The sequence below is a fragment of the Streptomyces sp. NPDC048604 genome (genome assembly GCF_043199435.1).
In the GTDB taxonomy this organism is placed as follows: Bacteria; Actinomycetota; Actinomycetes; order Streptomycetales; family Streptomycetaceae; genus Streptomyces.
On sequence record NZ_JBICVX010000015.1, the window covers coordinates 1 to 19591 of the forward strand.

At 69.9% G+C, this 19591-nt stretch carries 14 protein-coding genes and 2 pseudogenes; 8 read left to right on the plus strand and 8 right to left on the minus strand.

Going from position 1 to position 19591, the window contains the following annotated elements; genetic code table 11:
• The 5 genes from ACGFMM_RS27785 to ACGFMM_RS27805 all read left to right on the plus strand — a co-directional run.
• A partial coding sequence (locus ACGFMM_RS27785; protein ID WP_393649323.1) for an aldehyde dehydrogenase family protein occupies window positions 1–114 on the plus strand: 114 nt, incomplete at its 5' end.
• A gap of 188 nt (window positions 115–302) precedes the next feature.
• The gene (locus ACGFMM_RS27790; RefSeq protein WP_393649196.1) at window positions 303–1730 is read left to right on the plus strand and encodes a flavin monoamine oxidase family protein; all 1428 of its coding nucleotides are present in this window, start codon (window positions 303–305) and stop codon (window positions 1728–1730) included.
• A gap of 67 nt (window positions 1731–1797) precedes the next feature.
• Window positions 1798–3336: a flavin-containing monooxygenase gene (locus tag ACGFMM_RS27795; RefSeq protein WP_393649197.1), complete on the plus strand. Its 1539-nt coding sequence runs from the start codon at window positions 1798–1800 to the stop codon at window positions 3334–3336.
• Between the two features lie 10 nt (window positions 3337–3346).
• Window positions 3347–4258, plus strand: a complete 912-nt coding sequence (locus tag ACGFMM_RS27800) for an alpha/beta fold hydrolase (protein WP_393649198.1) — start codon at window positions 3347–3349, stop codon at window positions 4256–4258.
• A gap of 148 nt (window positions 4259–4406) precedes the next feature.
• Window positions 4407–5669 carry a PucR family transcriptional regulator gene (locus ACGFMM_RS27805; RefSeq protein WP_393649199.1) on the plus strand — a complete coding sequence of 421 codons (1263 nt, stop codon included), beginning with the start codon at window positions 4407–4409 and terminating at the stop codon, window positions 5667–5669.
• 37 nt (window positions 5670–5706) lie between these two features.
• Here ACGFMM_RS27805 and ACGFMM_RS27810 read toward each other — a convergent pair whose 3' ends face one another.
• Entirely contained in the window at window positions 5707–7035 is a 1329-nt protein-coding gene (locus ACGFMM_RS27810) for an NAD(P)/FAD-dependent oxidoreductase (protein ID WP_393649200.1), read from the minus strand.
• Window positions 7032–7532 (minus strand): SRPBCC family protein, encoded by a 501-nt coding sequence (locus ACGFMM_RS27815; RefSeq protein WP_393649201.1) that lies wholly within the window; start codon window positions 7530–7532, stop codon window positions 7032–7034. Before ACGFMM_RS27815 ends, ACGFMM_RS27810 begins: the two co-directional genes overlap by 4 nt.
• Before the next feature lie 212 nt (window positions 7533–7744).
• On the opposite strand from ACGFMM_RS27815, the pseudogene ACGFMM_RS27820 reads away from it, so the two are divergent.
• Together ACGFMM_RS27820 and ACGFMM_RS27825 are read left to right on the plus strand one after the other, a co-directional pair.
• Window positions 7745–8152 (plus strand): annotated as a pseudogene (locus ACGFMM_RS27820) (MMPL family transporter); the annotation flags it as partial.
• A gap of 42 nt (window positions 8153–8194) precedes the next feature.
• Window positions 8195–8615, plus strand: a pseudogene (locus ACGFMM_RS27825) (VOC family protein).
• 120 nt (window positions 8616–8735) lie between these two features.
• Here the strand turns inward: ACGFMM_RS27825 and ACGFMM_RS27830 are convergent.
• From ACGFMM_RS27830 to ACGFMM_RS27850, 5 genes are all read right to left on the minus strand, one after another.
• Window positions 8736–9593: a sugar phosphate nucleotidyltransferase gene (locus tag ACGFMM_RS27830; protein ID WP_393649202.1), complete on the minus strand. Its 858-nt coding sequence runs from the start codon at window positions 9591–9593 to the stop codon at window positions 8736–8738.
• Window positions 9594–9758: 165 nt separating this feature from the next.
• Window positions 9759–11879 (minus strand): hypothetical protein, encoded by a 2121-nt coding sequence (locus ACGFMM_RS27835; protein ID WP_393649203.1) that lies wholly within the window; start codon window positions 11877–11879, stop codon window positions 9759–9761.
• Window positions 11879–13330 carry a hypothetical protein gene (locus ACGFMM_RS27840; protein WP_393649204.1) on the minus strand — a complete coding sequence of 484 codons (1452 nt, stop codon included), beginning with the start codon at window positions 13328–13330 and terminating at the stop codon, window positions 11879–11881. The genes ACGFMM_RS27835 and ACGFMM_RS27840 overlap by 1 nt, the downstream gene beginning before the upstream one ends.
• Before the next feature lie 183 nt (window positions 13331–13513).
• Window positions 13514–14548, minus strand: a complete 1035-nt coding sequence (locus tag ACGFMM_RS27845) for an Ldh family oxidoreductase (protein ID WP_393649205.1) — start codon at window positions 14546–14548, stop codon at window positions 13514–13516.
• On the minus strand, window positions 14542–16134 hold the full coding sequence (locus tag ACGFMM_RS27850; protein ID WP_393649206.1) for a glycoside hydrolase family 3 protein: 1593 nt from the start codon (window positions 16132–16134) through the stop codon (window positions 14542–14544). Before ACGFMM_RS27850 ends, ACGFMM_RS27845 begins: the two co-directional genes overlap by 7 nt.
• 1030 nt (window positions 16135–17164) lie before the next feature.
• Here ACGFMM_RS27850 and ACGFMM_RS27855 point away from each other — a divergent pair.
• Complete coding sequence (locus ACGFMM_RS27855; RefSeq protein WP_393649207.1) at window positions 17165–18064, plus strand: UTP--glucose-1-phosphate uridylyltransferase; 900 nt, start codon at window positions 17165–17167, stop codon at window positions 18062–18064.
• Window positions 18065–18176: 112 nt separating this feature from the next.
• Here the strand turns inward: ACGFMM_RS27855 and ACGFMM_RS27860 are convergent, their stop codons facing one another.
• Complete coding sequence (locus ACGFMM_RS27860; protein WP_393649324.1) at window positions 18177–19505, minus strand: class I SAM-dependent RNA methyltransferase; 1329 nt, start codon at window positions 19503–19505, stop codon at window positions 18177–18179.
• Between the last annotated feature and the right edge of the window lie 86 nt (window positions 19506–19591).

The window sequence follows — 19591 nt, forward strand, 5'->3', positions numbered from 1 at the left end:
GTCGCCGAGATGCCGCACGGCGGCTACAAGAAGTCCGGCTACGGCAAGGACCTCTCGTCGTACGGCTTCGAGGACTACACGCGCATCAAGCACGTCATGACGTCCCTCGGCTGATCGGCTAGGTCCCCTGCACGAGGCGGTGACCGGGCTTCTGCCTGGTCACCGCCTCCGTTTCTCTCCCCGGGTCGCTGTGCAACGTGCACACACCCCGGCTCCAGGCCGGAGCAGAGCGTTGTGGAGACGCCGCCCTCCGAAGCCGCAGGCTGCAGATACAGCCCGGCAACACCTCGGAGAGGAACGTCATGAGCAAGTCGTACACACCGCAGGAGGCCGACGTCGTCGTCATCGGCGCGGGCGTCTCGGGCCTCACTGCGGCCCGCCGTCTCGCGCAGGCCGGCCAGTCCGTGGTCGTCATCGAGGCGAACGACCGGGTCGGCGGGCGGACCGTCAACCTCGACGTCTGCGAAGGCGTGATCACCGAGGGCGGCGGACAGTGGGTCGGTCCGGGGCAGGACCGGGTCTGGGCTCTCATGGACGAGCTCGGCATCGAGACCTTCAAGACCTACACCGAGGGCAAGTCGATCTACCTGCGGAACGGGAAGACCAAGCTCTACCACGGCACCGTCCCCCCGCTCAGTCCCCTCGTCCTCGCCGACTACGCGCAGGCCCAGCTGCGCCTCGAGCGCATGGCGAGCACTGTGCCGCTGGAGGCCCCGTGGACCGCCAAGAACGCCCGCAAGTGGGACAACACCACCTTCGGCCACTGGCTCGACGCCAACACCTTCACCGACGAGACCCGCTCACTGTTCACCCTCGCGTTCAGCGTGACCGACGGCGAGGACCTCCACAGCACGTCCCTGCTGGTCCAGCTGGTCCGCATCGCGGGCTGCGGTGGAATCGACCACCTGGTCAACGTCACGGACGGAGCCCAGGAATCCCGGGTCGTGGGCGGCACCCAGCTGATCTCGCTCCGGATGGCCGAGCAGCTCGGACGGCGGGTCGTCCTCGACTCCCCCGTCTCCGAGATCGTCCAGGACGACCAGGGCGTCCTCGTGAAGTCCGCGCGGATCGACGTACAGGCCAAGCGCGCCATCGTCGCCATGGCGCCGTCCGACGGCAACCGGATCCGCTTCTCGCCCGACCTTCCGACCCGCCGGACCATGCTCCAGCGGCGGTGGTGCAACGGAACCGAGAGCAAGATATTCGCGGTCTACGACAGGCCGTTCTGGCGGGAGCGCGGCTTCAACGGCCAGGCCGTCACCGATCTCCCGGTCGCCGGCTACGTCGTGGACAACTCGCCGCCCGACGGCAGCGTCGGCATCCTGATGACCTTCGTCGGCACGGCCGGCTCCGGCTACGGCCTGCGCTGGACGGATGCGGTCCTGGACGACGCCGAGGCCCGCCGCGCCGCGTTCCTGGCCGACCTGACGGTCCTGTTCGGCCCGGAGGCCGCCCGCCCCACCGCGTACCTGGAGCAGGACTGGACGCACGAGCCCTGGATCGGCGGCTGCGTGAGCTCGCGTCCCCCGGGCGTCATCACCCAGTACACCGACGCCGATCGCGTGCCGGTCGGGCGCGTCCACTGGGCGGGCACGGAGACCGCCGTGCTCAACCAGGGCTACATCGACGGCGCGGTGAGCGCCGGCGAACGGGCGGCCGACGAGGTCCGGCGCGCGATGGGTGTGCAGTCTGCACCATCGGCCGACGCACGTCGCCACACGAAGGTGTAGTGGGCGTCTGATCCGCGCGGGCAAGGTGGCCGCATCGCGAGAGCGAGCCGAACAAAGGGTGAATGTGATGAGGAAATCGAAGAGCGCGGCCGAGGAATTCGACATCGTGATCATCGGTGCCGGGATCTCCGGGATCGGCGCCGCCCGCTATGTGACCGAGGCCTTCCCCCACAAGAAGGTGGTCGTCCTGGAAGGCCGGGACGACATCGGGGGTACCTGGGACCTGTTCCGGTACCCCGGGATCCGGTCGGATTCGGATCTGCACACCTTCGGATACGAGTTCAAGGCGTGGAAGGACCGGGCCGCCATCGCGGACGCCCCCCTCATCCGGGACTACCTCCACGAGACCGTCGAGGAGAACCGGCTCGACCGTCTCATCCGCCTCCGGCACCGCGTCGTCTCGGCCCACTGGTCCACCGCGGAGGCCGCGTGGACGCTGACCGTGGAGGTCGACGGCGCAGAGGGCCAGGAGTCCGTGCGCAAGGAGATCAAGGCGAACTGGATCTTCGCCGGCACCGGCTACTACCGCTACGACGAGGGGTACACGCCCCACTTCGAGGGCCGCGAGGAATTCACCGGCGACATCCTGCACCCGCAGCACTGGCCCGAGGGCTACGACTACGCGGGCAAGAAAGTCGTGGTGATCGGCAGCGGGGCCACGGCGATCACCATCGTCCCGTCGATGGCGACGGGTCCGGGCGCGGCGGCGCACGTGACGATGCTGCAGCGCACGCCCACCTATGTGATGCCCGCTCCGCGGGTGGACTCGCTGGCACTGCTGCTGACCCGGATGTTCGGGGAACAGCGGGGGTACCGGCTGACCCGGTTCAAGAACATCTGGATGGACCGCGGAATCGTGGTGGGCCTGCGCAAGTTCCCGCGTGCGGGCCGGGCGTTGATCCGCTACGTCAACAAGAAGGCGCTCCCCGAGGGCTTCGACGTCGACAGGCATTTCAACCCCCCGTACAAGCCGTGGGACCAGCGCCTGTGTCTGGCACCGGACGGGGACTTCTTCAAGGCGATCAGCGACGGCCATGCCTCCGTGGCCACCGACAAGATCGTCCGCTTCACCGAGAACGGAATCCTGCTGGCGTCCGGACGCGAGCTGAAGGCCGACGTCATCGTGACCGCGACGGGCCTGAACCTGCGCCTCCTGGGAGGAATCAGCCTCTTCAAGGACGGCGAGCCCATCGACCCCGCCAAGTCGATCACGTACCGCGGAACCCTGCTCTCGGGCATTCCCAACCTCGCCATGGCCATCGGGTACACGACCTCGTCGTGGACCTTGAAGATCAGCCTGGTCTGCCGCTACTTCTGCGATCTGGTCAAGCACATGGACGCCTTCGCGTACGACACGGCGGTCGCCGTGGCCGAGCCCGGCATGGAGACGCGGCCGGTCATGGACATCAGCGCCGGGTACGCGCAGCGCGCCAGCGCCATCACCCCGCGGCAGGGGACGGCGCAGCCCTGGCAGATGGCGCTGTCCTACCCGGATGACGCAAAGCTCCTGAGGGGACCGCTGTTCGACGACAGCCTGCGGTTCAGTTCTCGTGGCGACCAGACATTCCGCGAGCCTGCACGGTCGGCTTCGCGCGGCGGCGAGTAGAGGAGCGTCGATGCCCGAGATGACCGAAGCCGCAACAGCTTCACACGATCGTTTCATCCGACTGCCCAACGGCGCCCGGGTCTGCTACCGCCTCGACGGCGAGGCCGGTGCGCCGCCGGTCCTGCTGCTCGGCGGTCTCGGCGAGGACCTCTCCACGTGGTCGCCGCACTTCGTCAGCACCCTCGTGTCCCACGGATTCCTCGTGATCCGCATGGACAACCGGGACTGCGGCCGCTCGACGTACGTCCCGAGCCCGCCGCCGAGCGTCCTCCGCCAGTTCCTCGCACGGCCCCGCCACGACGCCTACACGCTGGTCGACCTGGCCCAGGACAGTGCGCTGCTGCTGGAGCACCTGGGGGTCGGGCCGGCCCATCTGGTGGGCCGGTCGATGGGCGGCATGATCGCACAGTCCGTCGCCGCGCGGTTCCCCGACAGCGTGAGATCTCTGGTGTCGATCTACTCGACGACCGGCGATCCCAAGGTCGGGCAGCCGGCAGCCGCCACGAAACTGCTCCTGGCCAGCCCGCCGCCACGGACCCGGGCACAGGCGGTTCAAGCGCACCTGCGGCTCACCGCCCATCTGGCCGGGACGCGTTATCCGGCGGACGAGGTGGCGGAAGCCGTCCACGCTGTCGCCACCTGGGGCAGAACGGCCGGTGACGGGGCCGCGGGCATCGCTCGCCAGATCCAGGCGATCCAGGCGTCGGGTGACCGTACGGCGCAGCTGGGCGCGGTCAAGGCCCCGACCCTCGTCATCCACGGCGACCGCGACCGCATGGTCGATCTGTCCGGCGGCCACGCAACCGCCGTCGCCATCGCGGGGGCGCGGCTGGTCGTCGTCCCCGGCATGGGGCACCACCTTCCGGACTCCCTGGCGGATCGTGTGACCAACGAGATCGCCGCCCACATCGCGACCGCGTAGCGGACCTCCGGCCGGCTGCGTAGGACGTACGCTCCGGGGCCCGGCGTCGGCCACCGAGACCTCGCGTCCTCGGTGTCCCGCCGGGCGATCCGGCGTGGTCGGGGCCTGCCTGACACCGAGCCTGGGGGCGATGGTGCACCATGCACGTATGGGCGAGACTGGATCAGTTCCGGGAGGATCGCCGGAATCCGAGGAGCTGTGGCCTCCGCCGCGGGACGAGGTGGCCGCGCTCATGCGCGCGGTCGCCGAGCGGTTCCTGCAGGCGTCTCCGGAGATCGTCGACGAGCTGCTTGCGGCCTCCCAGAGAGGCACCCGGTATCGGGCGATCGTCGAGGACCCGGTGCTCGCCGAGGGTGACCGGCGCATGAACAAGGCCAGCCTCATGCACTGGCTCACCGCGACCATCCACAGTCCGGGGCGTCGTGTGCCGCCCTGCGTCGAACCGGAGGTCCTGGCCTTCGCCCGCGACCTGGTTCGGCGCGGCATGCACATCGACGACCTGGGATCCTGGCGGGCCGCGCAGCGCGTCGCGTGGCGCCTGTGGATCGACGCCTGTTTCGCGGCGACGGACGACCGCGACGACCTGCGGGAACTGCTGGAGGTGTCGGCGTACTCGATCGCGACCTACGTCGACGACTCGATCAGCGTGCTGTCCGCCCGCATCGACGCGGAGCGTCAGGATCTGGCCCGCGGCGCGCAGGCCGAACGCCACGCGACGCTGCAGCTGTTGCTCGAAGGCGCCCCGATCAAGAGGGCGCGGGCGGAGGCGCAGCTCGGGTACGCGCTCACCGGTGACCACGTCGCGGCGATCGTCTGGGTCGACGGCATCGAGCGGGCCCACCGCCTGGAAGCAGCGGCCGAGCGGGTGATGCGTGCCTGCGGGGCCGGTCGCCGGCTGACACTGGTCGCGAGCACAGCCGCCCTGTGGCTCTGGATGCCCGCAGCCCGTACCCCGGCCGTGGCGGAGATCGAGCGCGAGCTGACCGACCTGCCAGGCGTACGCGTCACGTTGGGCCGGCCGGCGAAGGACCTCGAGGGGTTCCGCCGCAGCCATCTGGACGCCGCCGCGACGCAGCGGGTCCTGGCCAGGCTGGGCTCCGTACGCGCTGTCGCCCGCTACGAGGACGTCCAGCTGGTGTCCGTCCTGGCGTCGGACCTGACGCAGGCGGAGCAGTTCGTCGCGGACACGCTGGGGGACCTCGCGACAGCGGATACCCAGCTGCGTGAGACGGTGCTCACCTACGTGAGCGAACGGTTCAACGCGTCGAGCGCCGCAGAGCGCCTGTTCACGCACCGCAACACCGTCGAGCGCCGTCTCGCCCGCGCCGATCAGCTCCTGCCACTGCCTCTGGCACAGAACGCGCCCAGCGTGGCCGCCGCGTTGATGCTCGTCCAACTACGCGATGGCTGATCGACCGGACGGCTGCGGTTCGGTTCCCCGCGGTGGATCAGCCCTCCCGGCGGCCGAGCCGGTCCGACAACCGGTCCAGAGCCCACGCGGCCCTCAGCGCGAGCCCGCTGGACGCCGGGGAGGGAGTGAACCAGGGCCGCGGGCGCCAGAGGGTCCGCAGGTCCTCGTGCGGCGTCTCACCGGCGATCCGGTCGGCGAGCAGAGCGCCGAGGTAGGGCGCCTGGGCGAGACCGTGACCGTTGCACGCCATGGCGTAGTAGACGTTGTCGGTGGCTTCGCCCACCACCGGCAGCCAGGACGGGGTCATCGCGATCCATCCGCCCCACGCGCGCCGCGGTGCGACGTCGCGCAGCGAGGGGAACCTCTGCCGGAAGCCCCGCACCAGGTCGGCGGCGACCCTCGGATCGACCTCGCGCGCGCCGAGGGCACCACGGGCGGCCTCGGGCCGGCGGACGCCGAAGATGATCGTGTTGCGCGGGGTGATGCGGTAGCTCTCCAGGACGAGATGGTGGGTGGAGATGCCCACCCGGCTCGACCAGCCTGTCGCCAGCAGCCGCCCGGGATCGATGGGCTCGGTCTCGACGAGCGAGACCCACAAGGGTGCGGACATCCGGGGCGGGGTGATGGCGAGGTCGCGGGAGTGCGCGTTGTTGGCGATGACGACACGCTCCGCCCGGATCCGTCCGCCGGCCGTGGTCACCACGATGCCGGCGGGACCGGGCCGGATCTCTCCGACGGGGCTGTTCTCGAAGACCTTGGCTCCCGACTTGAGCAGCGCGTCGCGCAGTCCTCGTGCGTACATCCCAGGGTTGATCACTCCGCCCGCCCGCTCGAAGATCCCGCCGAGGAAGGCGTCCGGCAGGCCGAACTCGGGGCCGTGGACGAACTCGGCGTCCGCCCCGGCATCGACCAGGATCCTGGCACTCTGCCGAGACTTCCTCAGCTGCCCCTCGGTCACCGCGGCAATCACATTGCCTGTCCGCTCGTAGGCGCACTCGATGCCGTGCCGCTCCATCAGTCCCTCCGAGTACGTGACGGAGGAGTCGGCGAAGCGAATGGCCCCGCTCAGGCGCCGCGGATGAAGAGCGGCCAGCATCCGGGCGTCCCCGGCCAGGGTGTTCGTCAGGTAGCCGGCGTTGCGTGAGGCCGCGCCCCAGCCGCAGAACTGCGACTCCAGCAAGGTCACGTCGATGCCCCGCTCGGCCAGGCGCAAGGCCGTCCCCATGCCGAGCAGGCCGCCACCGACGACGACCACGTCGGTCTCGATGTCGCCCTCCAACGCCGGCGCGTACTCCGTGGGGCGATCGATCCATCCACTGAACGACGTGTACTCGATCCCCGTCGTGCCCGTGACTCCCGCGTTCATACCGCACCGCCCTTGTACGAGGCCGTGGCCCGCTGTGCGGCGAGTTGCTCGAGTGCGGCCAGGGACGTGGTGAACTCGGCGACGAGCATGCCCCTCAGCAGGCGCGCCACGATCCGGTCGAAGCCCTTGAGACGGAACGCGAGCGACGATCCGTAGGTGACGTGGGTGTGTTCCGCTCCGGACGCGTCGAGCATCGACTCGAACCGCAGGAAGGGCCGGACCTCGCTGACGCCCGGGAATCCCTTTCCGGTGTACCTCCGCTCGCGGTGGTGGTCGCTGCTCAGCAGCGTCCACGTGGTGATGGACGTCCAGGGGCCGAGCACGACGCTCCGCTCCTCAAAGCTCTGGCCGACTTCGAGGCTGTGGTCGGCCCGGGTCACCCGCTTCACGTTGTTGCACCACTCGGCGTTGCGGCGCGGATTGCTGGCGACATCCCACACCGCTGCCACAGGGACCGGCATCAGTCGGGAAGCACTGAACTCGTGGAAATTTGGCATACCGCTACGGTGCCGAGGCGGCCGTGCCCATCTCCACGCAGGAGTGCACCGGAGCGGGCGGCGGGATGCGACAGAGTGCACCGCCGTCACCGCGACGGTGAGTCGGTGCCCGTCGTCAGCCCTCCGATGAGGTCCCCGACGAGGCTCGCGGCCTGGTCCCTGGCCTGTCCGGGGTCGTCCGACTCCGGACTCGTGAAGGCCAGTTCGACGAGGGCACCGTAGAAGGCTGCGGCAATCAGCCCGACCGGGTCCTGGTGTCCCGCATGCGCGAGGCGTACGTCCACTGCGCCCGCCCCGCCGAGGCGGTCGTCACCGGCTTCCGCTACGGCGGCCGGGTCGTCAGCGCCGCGGCGATCATCATGACCAGCGTCTTCTCCGGCTTCATCATGGAGGACAACGACTTCGTCAAGATGATCGGCTTCGGCCTGGCCACCGCGGTCCTCTTCGACGCCTTCGTGGTCCGCATGGCGATCGTCCCCGCCCTCTTCGCCCTCCTCGGCAGGTCCGCCTGGTGGCTCCCGAAGTGGCTGGACCGCCTGCTCCCGAACATCGACGTGGAGGGCGAGAACCTCACCCCGCCCACCCGCATCACCCCCAAGGAGAAGCACCTGGTGGGCTGAGAGCACGCACGGGCCCGGCGGTCCTCCCGCCGGGCCCGACGTGTGTCTACACTCACCGCCATAGCATGCCGCATCAGCGAGTTGGTCATCGACTGCGCCGACCCCGAACGGCTGGCCGCGTTCTGGAGCGAGGTCCTCGGTTACGTCGAACTCGACCGCGAGGACGGAAGCAATCGAGATCGGCCCGCCCGACGCCGGCTTCGGCGGCCCGCAGCCCACCCTCATCCTCAGCCCCAGCAGAGATCCGCGCCCCGCGAAGCTCCGTCTGCACATCGACGTCAACCCCACGGACCGCGACCAGGACGCCGAACTGGAACGCCTCCTCGCCCTCGGCGCCGAGCCCGCCGACATCGGCCAGACAGGCGCCGAGAACTGGCACGTCCTCAGGGACCCGGAAGGCAACGAGTTCTGCCTGCTCCACAAGCGCCTGAAGCCACTACCGCCGCACACGGCCAACCGATAGCGGACCGACCGACAACGTCCGCAGCCTCCGTGTGAGCGGAGGTTCGCAGCAAGGGTTCAAACGAGCGAACCGGGTCGGCAGCGTGTGCGGACCCGGTTCGACAGCGTGACGTGGTGGGGGTTACCGGGTCTGGACACCCGGAACGGCCAGGCCCCGCGCCTGCGCGGCCGCGTGGTTCGCCGCAAGCCATCCGGTGGTGTTGCCGCAGTCGTAGTACTGCCCGCGGACGGGATGGATCAGGACGTCGTGATCACGGGCGTACGCAGCGACTGCGTCGGTGGCCTGGTACTCGCCATTGGCCGCCGGCTTCAGCTCGAGGAAGTACGGCACCGCATCCCCCGGCAGAAGAGTGCGGCTGATGTTGATGTAGGCGGTCGCTTCCTGGTACTCGGTCGGCTTCTCAAGAAGGGCGTCGAGCACCTGGTGGCCCTGAGCTCCGGCTCGGGGATTGAGGATGCCGTACCTGTGCGCGTCGGCCCCGGGCACGCTGGCAGCCGCCATGGCCGCCGGGGTACCGGCGGCGGCGCGGGCGGCCACGAGGTCCGCGAGGTCGGAACCGCCGTCGGTGCGGAGGAGGAGGTCGTCCCCCGCGAGAAGGAGGAAGTCGTCCCCGTCGATGAAGTCGCCGGCGAGCATGGCAGGCAGCGCGGTGCCGTACCTCTCGTCGCGGGGCTGCTCGATGAACGTGAAGTCGGCCTGGTCGTGCAAGTGGGCGATGGCTTCGTACTTGGCCTGCCAGCCTCGGCCCGCGAAGTACTGCTCGAGGTCCGGATCGTGGGTGAAGTAGTGGCGCACCTGACGGCCGGTCTCCCCGTCTGCGGTGACGAGCGCGATCTCGCGTGCACCGGCGGCGAGGCAGTCGGCAACCGCGTAGGCGACGACGGGCTCGTTCAGCACCGGCAGCATGCACTTGTTGATCGTCTTTGCCACCGGGAAGAAACGGCTTCCCATGCCGGCGACCGCGACTACAGCCTTCACGCGTGACCTTTCGTACCTGGACGTGGGACCAGTTGGGGGGTTGCCCCGCAGGCCGGTCCGCTATCGATCAGTTCTGACAGTCTACGCACTGCCAGGGATCGGTGGACGTATGGCAGGTGCCACGACCGAGGGGCGGGCTGCCCGGGCAGCCCGCCCCTCGTGCACTCAGAGTGGAGTGGTCGAGAACGTCAGGTCGACGGGCTGCGGCTGGGCGGCCGCGGCGAGGGATCCAGCCGCGCGGACCTTGTCCCACATCCGGGTGGACCGGGCCTCGGGATCGAAGCCGTGGCGGACTGCCTGGAGGTGGACGGCGGCGAGCATGGTGTCGTAGTCCCGCGGCGTCCCGACTCGGCCGTCCACATAGTGGTGGAGAGCGGCGACGCCGACTTCGGCGACAGTGTGACCGGCTCGCTGGAGGACGGCGAGCAGTTCGGTGTCGAAACTCAGCCTGCGATCCGCGACGAGGGGCAGGGCGGTACGCACCGCGGGCGAGGTGAACGCCTTGAAGCCGGCCTGGGGATCGGTGACATCCAGGTCGAGGAGTTCGTTGACGACCTCCTGGTAGAGGCGGGTTTCACGGGTGGGTCCGGCGGGCGGGTAGTAGCCGTGGGAACCGGCGAGGCGGCGGGAGCCGATGGCGGCGCCGGTACCCGGGTGGTCGAGCGTCGCCAGCAGGAGGCCGAGCTGGTCGAGGGGGTAGGTGAGGTCGAGGTCGGTGTAGGCAAGAGTGGTGTGACCGGCGTCGAGGAGCTGCGCCAGGCCCCACAGGACGGCACCACCCTTGACGCTGGTTCCGGGCTCGGACCGGGTGGCGATGGTGAGCTGGATCTGAGGGTGGCTCGCGGAGATCCCGGCGGCGGCGCCGGCCGAGGCTCCGTCGGGGTCCTCGTCGACCAGCAGGATCTGGGCGTGGGCGTCGGGGCGTGCTTCGAGAAGCCAAGCCAGCTGGGCGACCTTGGTCGCGAGCGCGTTCTCGCCGTCCTCGGCACCGGGGCCGGACGGGCGGATGCGGTGGGCCTCGTCCCGGGTGGGGATGACGATGCCGATGTTCTGAGTGGTGGGATGGGTGAGCAGGTGAGCCTTGGAGCGGGCGGCCTTGACCGCGGCAACAAGACCGGAGATCTGCAGGCCGCCGGGGATCTTGTCGCGCCGGTTCTTCGCCAGCCCGCGGATGAAGGAGATCAGCAGGGCGTCGTCGAAGTGGGACAGCGGGCTGTGGCCGTCATGTCCCGTGAGGTGGTCGGCGATGACGTGGATCAGGGCGCGCCCCGCGGGGTCCATGGCCCAGCACTGGGTGGGGGTGGGCGGGGTCTCGCGGTCCGCGCAGGCTGTGCGGACGTGGGTGGCGAGCAGGTCGTAGCCTGCGACGAGCGCACGCTGGGTGGGGTCCCACAGAGAACCGTCTTCGGTCGTCTCGGCCGCGGTCCATGCCCGGGTCCAGACGTCGGGGTGCGAGCGCGCGGTGCGGGCAGCTGCTGTGACCTGGTGCCAGCGGGCCTGCACGGCTGGCCAGGTGCACTCCGGATCCTCGCCGGCTCCCAGGGCAGCGCCGGCGAGGCCGACCAGGGCGAGAGCCCTTTCAGCCTGCTCACTGGTGTCGGCGGCGGCCGTCACCGCGTCGTACCACGTGGTGGCGGCCAGGGTCAGGCCCCCGGTGTGCTGGGCGATCTCACTGATCGTCTGCTCTCGCCGGGCGACGAGCGCCTCGCGAAGGTGGCCGAGGCGGGTGCGCTCCCGGGCGGCATCCGCGGCCAAGGACAACGGCGAAGTCACCGGACGGGCGGCGAGCAGAGCAGCCAGGCCGGCGTCGGCGGACTCGGCGAGCCGGGCCGAGGACAAGAGCGGGCCGAGGAGGTCGTGCAGTGCCGACTCGTCGGCCGCGCCGGCCGCCGTGTGGAAGCGGTCGGTGCTCAGGAAGTACTCGTCGATGTTCTCGGGTCGGTGAGCGAGGGCAGCCATGGTCCGGGTGAAACGGTGGCAGCCGGCACCGTCCGGGAAGAGATGGTTCTTGAGACGGCTGGTGGCCTTCTTGAGGTCCGGTCGCTGGGCGACGAGGACCGCGAGTGCGTCCGGGCCGAGGTCGGTGCGCTCGTCGAAGGCCTGGGCGATTCGCTCGGCGACGTCGGAGCGGGTGATCGACAGCAGCGAGCGGAGGGTGGCCAGGTCCGGGGCGGCGGTCTCGGCGAGGTTCACAGCGAGATCGGCGTACTCGGACGCGGCTTGCTGGGCGGCGAGCAGCGGACTCTCGGCCAGCGGAAGGAAGGTTCGGACGGGCGCGGTGGTCATCAGCGGATCCTTCCAGCGATGAGATCGGCGGCCTGGCGGGCCGTGTGAACGGGAAACAGCAGGTTCTGGCGCAGGAAGGTGCGCTCGAACTGGCTGAGCTGGGCATGGACGATGACCGTCGCGCCGGTTATCTGCACGCGGGTGTCGGGCCGGTTGATGCGGGTCAGCAGTTGACGAACCTGCTCCTCGCCCGGCATCTGGGCGCCTGCACAGACCTGGTGCTGTGCGGTGGGGCAGCGGAGCCGGCAGTTGGTCCCGGGCAGGTCGTAGTGGCTGTTGTAGTCGGGGATGTGGCTGCCGCGCTCCACCGACCTGCCGCAGGAGCTGCGCTTGAGGACCGCCGGACGCCGGTCGGCGGGGACGTCGGCGTACACCTCGTCGAACATCGCCATGATCCGCGCTTCCGTGGCACCGGTGAGGAGCTTCTTGCCGGGGGTGAAGCTGCCCTGCGGCAGCGGCAGCCCGTAGGACATGAAGGAGTGGACGTGGTCGTCCCCGAACTTCAGGCCGCCGAGGACGACGGTGCGGGCGTCGGCCTCCTTGAAGGTCTCCCAGACATGACGCAGGTGTGCGTCGGTGGTGTTGATGCCTTCGGCGATCGGCCGGTAGTACGCAAGTACGTTGATCTTGTCCGAGTGCAGGATGCGGCGCAGGAAGTCGATCCGGCGCTTGCGGTTCGGCGGCTCGATCGCTTCGGGCATCGCGGCGTAGCAGACGTTGACGTCCAGGTCGACGTTGACGAGGGACTCCAGGCAGGCGATCTGCTCGTCGGACAGCGTGTACTTGGTGATGCACGAGATCCGGTTGGTCAGGCCAAGGCCGTCGAGCAGCTGCAGGACCCTCCAGGTCCTGGGCCACAGCTTGGGGAGGAACGCCTCGGACGTGGACATGTGCAGTCCGACGGGCGTGACGTGCGGAGTGAACCAAGGGTGGGCGAGCAGGCGCTCCACCACCTCTTCCGGCTCGAGGAACCCGGTGGGCTCCCAGGATCCGAGGTAACCGTCGACGGTGTCGCCCTCGCGCCGGTAGCAGTAGGCGCACATGAGCGGGCAGCCGATCCCGAAGTCGGCGGACATGCCGCCCTTCATCTGGCTGATCATGTAGTCGGTGTTCAGGCCGTCAGGGCCGGCGTTCGCCTGCGAGGCGGCTATCTCCTCCGCTGTGGCGAACGGTTTGAAGCCCTCGGGCAGGGTCTCCTTGAGTGCGAGAGGTGCGTCCGGGGTGCCGACGATGCCGGGGAAGGCGAAGGTGCATCGCAGCGTGAAGTGCAGCGCCTCCGTCTGGTCCGGATCGAGGTGATGGTCGCGCGCCAGAGCGGTCAGCACCTGGGAGGGCACTTCCTGCAGCGGAACGCGTCGGCCGGTCCGTTCGTGCAGCAGCCGGCGGTCGGCGACCTCGGCCAGGGCCTGCTCCAGGGGGCCGTCACACAGCTGTCGCGCGGCGGCGACCACTTCGTAGGGGCCTGCCGTCTCCAGAACATCCTGGAGAACACGGGCTACCTCAGGCCGTCCTGCGCCACGATGCAGGACCTGCGGTCCTCGGGCAGCGAGCTGCTCGAGGCCATGGGTACGCGAGACTTCGACTTGAATCGTCACAGATGTCGCTCCTTCACGGTCAACACGAATGCACTTTCATTAGGTGCGTGCGGAGGTGGTCGGATGGATGGCCCAGCCCGCCGGGGCAGGGACCGCTGGACGGCCGGCTTCGACGAGCGCACGCAGGTCGGCCTCATCCAGCGAAATACCGTGCGCCACGGCGTCGGCGCGTTGGGCCCACGCCCGGTCGCCCGGCATCCGTGCGCCGCCGGGCGCGCGCACCGTGTGCCCGACCTCCTGAACGCCCGCCACCAGTTGGGGGGCGATGCCGAGGTGGGCTGGGTCGATGGCCAGGCACAGCAATCCGCGTCCCTCCTGTCCGGCCGGGAGGGGGCTGCTACCGGTCAGCGTGCCGACCAGTAGCTCCAGGAGGATCGCCAACCCCTGGCCCCGGGCGCCGCCGGGCAGCAGTGCCGCGGCCTCAGTGGGATCACGCACCTGGTTCCCGTCACGGTCCAGCGCGCAGCCCTCGGGCAGCAGCCGGCCCGTGCGGGCGTGCTGGTGTACAGCGCCCCAGGACATCGCCGCCGTCGCCATGTCCAGGAGCACCGGCTGCTCGGGTTCAGGGCCTGGGACGGCGATCGACAACGCCGAGTTGCCGAGCACCGGCTGCCCGGTTCCACCGTGCAGGGCCACGCTTGCGGACGAGGTCTGCGCCGCCAGGACTCCGATCAGACCCTGCCGCGCGGCTCGGGTCACATGGACGCCCAGTGCCCCTGCGTGGCCCGATCCGCGTACGGTCACCAGGCCCACGCCTGCGCGGCGCGCGCGCTCCACGGCGCCGCGCACGGCGCGGGCGGCCGCCAACGGGCCGGGCGCGAGATCGCCGTCCAGGGTGAGGCACCCCGCGCTCTCGGCGAGGACCGTCATCCGGGATCGGGGGTTGAGCCGGCCGGAGCGGAGTTTGGCGAGGTAGTTGGGGGCGAGTCGGCTGCCGTGGCCGGGGATACCTCTGAGGTCGGCCTCGACGTGGGCTTCGGCCATCGTCCGACTGTCGGCGGGGGCCATTCCCACTGCCTGGTACAAGCGCTCCAAGTAGTCGGTCAGTTCCGCGGCAGGTATCCGGGTCACCATGACGGCCCCCGGACGGGAAGGGTGCCGTGGGCACGTCCCTGGCCGAACAGGATGTCGGCGACGGCGGACACGCTCGCTCTGTGCGGGCTGAAGGCGGCAATCACCACGTCCGCCGGCGAGCCGGTGAGGTCGTCCGTGTCGCCGAGCGCGATCTGCACCACCGGAAGTCCGCGACCAGCCAACCGCGCCGCTTCGCTTGCCGCCAGGCTCCGCGCGCCGGCCTCGGTCCGCGTGTCGTAGCTGTACACCACCACCGTGCGGGCGCCCGGCGGGATCTCGCAGCCGACCCCCATCTCGAGCAGTGCCGAGTGCCGCTCGAGAAGCACGGAGGGAACGAGGTCCGGTCCGTTCCTGGCGCTGTCGGCCCGCCGCTGCCCCGAGTCGGGCACGCGCAGCAGGCCCAGTGGGGCGCTCGGGGGCAGCGCGAGGGGCAGCAGGTGCGCGCCGCGCAGCACGGTCACCGACTTCTCGGCGATCCGGCCGGCCGCCTCGCCGGCCAGCGCGTTCGCCTGTTGCCAGTCCGGCTGGTCCGATCCCTGGCAGAAGCCGAAGCGGTGGTGGAGTCGGAGAACGCGCTCGGCGGCCCGGCTGATCCGCTGACGACTGATCAGACCGGAGTGAACGGAGGCGACAAGCGCTTGGACCACCTCGGCGCGGTGTCTCACCGCGGCCTTCCTCGCCCACTGAGGCTGATGTCCGCGGGACACCTCGGAATCCAGCATCACCACATCCACCCCGGCGGCCACGGCGGCGACCGCCGCCCGCGCGATCCCACCCAGCGGCTCGTGCACTGCGGTGATGGAGAGGTTCTCGCTCACGACCACCCCGTCGAAGCCGAGCTGATCACGCAGAAGTCCGATCGCCCGCGGGGAGATCACGGCCGGCTGGTCGTCGATCTCACGGACCACGTGACTGCCGATCATCACGGATGCCGCACCGGCATCCACAGCCGCCTGGAACGGGACCAGCGCTCCGGGCGCGAGCCGGTCGACGATCGGCACGGCGTGGTGAGGGTCAGCGGCCACTCCACCAAGGCCGGGGAAGTGCTTGGCAGTCGCCGCGACACCGGCCGACTGCAGCCCACGGACGAAACCGGCGGCCAACCGCGCGACGTGCTCGGGGTCGGAACCCAAGGCCCGTGTACCGACAGCAGATACCGACGGCCAGTCAGCCAGGTCGCAGACCGGTGCCAGGTTCCACGTCAGCCCCACCGCCCTCAGCTGAGCGCCGATCGCCTTGCCCGCGAGCTCTGACATCTCCTCCTCGCCGGCCGCTCCGAGCGCCAGAGCGCCGGGGAGCTGGCTTACCTGCTCCCAGTCCAACGCGTTGAGCCGACCGCCTTCTTGATTGACACTCAACAACAGCGGCAACGGCGAGGCCCCGCTCGCGGCGCGGGTGGTCCGGCGAAGTTGCTCCGGGCTGGTGACCCGGTCCTTTCCGATCCGCCCGGATCCGTCGCCGTCCTCCGGGCACAGCTGGTCCTCCGCAGGTCCGGGCACGAGACGCTGCCGCCCCGGCCTGACCAGCAGCTCGATCTCGTCACGCAGAGCCGTCGTGCCCACTGAACCGATGGGATGCCGCAGCACGTGACCGTCCTTGACTACGAGAAGGGTGGACGCCGTCCACCCGGAAGGGATGAGTTCGCGAGCATTATCGAACACGCATTCGAGCGACACGGGATGACAAGGACATCCCGCGCGCATCCAAGAGATGTGACGAGTTGTCAGCCGTGATGGGCGAGATCTGCACGGCCGTTGCGCCGGTGAGCCCCGGATGAGGGAATCGCTCGCACTGTGGAGCCAATACCACTCGACCAGCGGGACCGACCACCCGTCACCCGGCAGGAAGGAGCGCCCCCGGGGCACCCTCTGCCGCCGATGTCACAGTCACGACAAATGCGGCCGACCTGGCGCCGGCGTGTCCGCGCAGGCAGACGGGGACGCAGGATCGTCCCCCACCGCGCATCGACCTCATAGATGGAGCACTCGTTCAATTGCCACAGACCTCCCCCGTGCGTGGCATACTCGTATGTGAATCACACAAGATCCAGATACGCGTTGGAGCGACCCTGCCACACCCGGGCGATTCAAGCCAACACATTTGAGGTAATGGCGAGTTGGGCTGGCCTTCACCCGATGCACGACCAAGTGGGCCAAGGTCACCAACCGCGCCTGCTCGGAGCGGGCGGCGGGCTCCGATGCCACGTCGTGACGCGGCAGCCCGCTCCCACGGCGAGGCGGTCGACGGCATCGCCGCCGCGCAGCGCCGGCGCGAGTGGCGGGTCCCGGCGCTGCGGCCAAGTCGAACGCGACGACGGCCGACGCACCGGAAGGCCCTTCGAAGCCGAGCCGATCGAGAGAAGGGCGCGGGAGGCTGCTTCGACGCCCGCGACTCCATTCACCGCCCCTCCGACCGTGCCCTTCAATTGAAGACGACATGGAAATCGGGCGAATGCAGCGTGGCCGGTCGAGACGAGCTCAGTCACACGTTCACAAGGGCGGGACCACTGACTCCCAACAGCGGGCGGCGGACCTGCAATAGCCAAGTTGCTCATGCCATGATGTCCGGCATCCGCAGACCCACAGATTCTGCCCCCCAACCACGAGGTGGACCTGCATGCCGTCAATTCGTAAGGCCGTCATCCCCGCTGCTGGTCTCGGCACCCGCCTCTTTCCGCTGACCCGAGCCACGCCCAAGGAGATGCTGCCCGTCGGAGGGCAGCCCGTCATCGAGCACACGATCCGCGAGCTCGTCGCCAGCGGAATCGATGAGATTACCGTGGTGATCTCCGGCAACAAGGCGCTCATCCAGGAGCACTTCGCCCCCGACGACCAGCTCGCAGACCAATTGCTCCTCTCGGGCAAGCCCGAGCTGGCGGCGGCGGTGAACGAGCTTTCCGACCTCGGCGCGCATTTGAACTTCGTCTACCAACGCGGTCCGTACGGCAATGGGACTCCCATCCTCACTGCCGCCTCCCGCTTCCTCAACGACGAACCGTTCCTCGCTCTCTGGGCCGATGACGTCTTCGTCTCCGACCGACCGCGGGCCCGGCAGTTGATCGAGGCCTACGAGGCCACCGGATCACCGATCATCGCGCTCATGCCGATGCGACGTGAGGAATCCGTACGCTACGGCGTCCCGATCGTCGAGAAGGACCTCGGCGAAGGCCGCCTGCGCATCTCCGGCCTCGTTGAAAAGCCGAAGCCGGAAGACGCTCCCTCGCTGTATGCGGCGATTGGGGGCTATGTCATCACCCCGGAGATCATCGCCGAACTCGCCGCCCGGACTCGGCGCTGGCAGGAACTGCGCGATGGCGAGATCTACCTGACCCACGCGTTGCACGCATACGCCGTTCAGCACACGCTCGTCGGTCAACTCCTGGAAGGCACCTGGTACGACACCGGAAATCACCTGTCCTACCTCAAGGCCCAGTTCGCCGCGGCACTCGCCGACCCCGTCCATGGTCCCGAGTTGCGTCAGTTCATCCACCAACTCGATACCCCTGTAGGCGCCTGACTCCGCGCCTTCTCACGTGGTGGCTCTGCTGTTCGCAGCTCCTGATCAGCAGAGCCAACAGGTCGGGCCGAGCCAACAGGTCGGGCCGACCGGAGCTGCGGCTGATCGCAGGTCAGGCGTCCTTCTTCACCGGCTCAAGGATCGCCACGCACTCCACGTGGTGCGTCATCGGGAACAGGTCGAAGGCGCGCAGGGTGCGGACGCGATAGCCCGCGTCGCGGAAGTAGGCGAGGTCGCGGGCGAGGGCGGCGGGGTCGCAGGCCACGTAGGCGATGCGGCGGGCGCCCAGGGCGGCGAGGTGGTCGACCGTCTGCTTGCCGGCGCCGGCGCGCGGGGGGTCCAGGACGATGAGGTCGACGTCGGTGATGCGGGTGCGGGGGAGGACGGTCTCGACCTTGCCCTGTTCGATGCGGACCCGGTCGAAGTGCTGCAGGTTGTGCCGGGCGTCCTCGACCGCGCGCTTGCCGGACTCGATGCCGAGCACCGCGCCCTTGTCGCCGACGCGGTCCGCGATCGCGCCGGCGAAGAGGCCGACGCCGCAGTACAGGTCCAGCGCCATGTCGCCCTTGCGCGGCAGCAGGCCCTGCATCACGGCCTTCACCAGCGTGTCCGCGGCCTTCGGGTGGACCTGCCAGAAGCCGCCCTCGCCGACGCGGTACGTGCGGTCGTCGGCGCGCTCGCGGACGAAGTCGCGGCCGTGGACGCGGTGGACCGCCTTGTCCTTCTCCCCGATGCGCAGGACCGAGACCGGCTTGTTCAGGTCCACGATCGGCAGGCGGGCGCCCGGGCGGGGAGTGAGGACCACCTGGCGGTCCTGGGAGCCGGTGGCCGCGATCGCCTCGATCGACGCCATGCCCTCCCAGGTGCGGTCCTCGATGCCGAGTTCCGACACGCCTTCCGCCGCGATCATGCAGTGGTCGACGACCTCGACCTCGTGCGAGCGGTGCCGCCGCAGGCCCGCGTGGCCGTCCGCGTCGACCGCGTACTGGACGCGGGTGCGCCACTGCGGGACCTCGCCCGCCGGGAGCTTGTCGCCCTCGGCCGGCATGACCGTGCCGTCCCAGCCGGCCTCCTCCGGGGTGAGCCCGGCGAGGCGCTTCAGCTGTTCGGCGACGACCTCGCCCTTCAGGCGGCGCTGCGCGCCCGGCTTGGCGTGCTGCCAGTCGCAGCCGCCGCAGCGGCCCGGCCCCGCGAAGGGGCACGGTGCCTCCACCCGGTCCTTGGACGGCTGGAGGATCGTCACCGCGTCCGCGCGCAGGAAGCGCGAGGTCTCCTCGCCCTCCGTCACCCGCGCCACGACCCGCTCCCCCGGCAGCGCGTGGCGCACGAACAGCACCCGGCCCTCCGACGTGCGGGCGATGCAGTGGCCGCCGTGGGCCACCGGGCCGACCTCGACCTCGTACTCGGTCCCGATCAGCGATTCGGCGGGGGCGTTCTGCATGATCGGGGGCTCCATGGGGCGTATGGGAGGAAGGGAGAGGCGCGCTGGCGTGAGGCGGCGTGAGCTGGTGGGTGCCGGTTCTTACG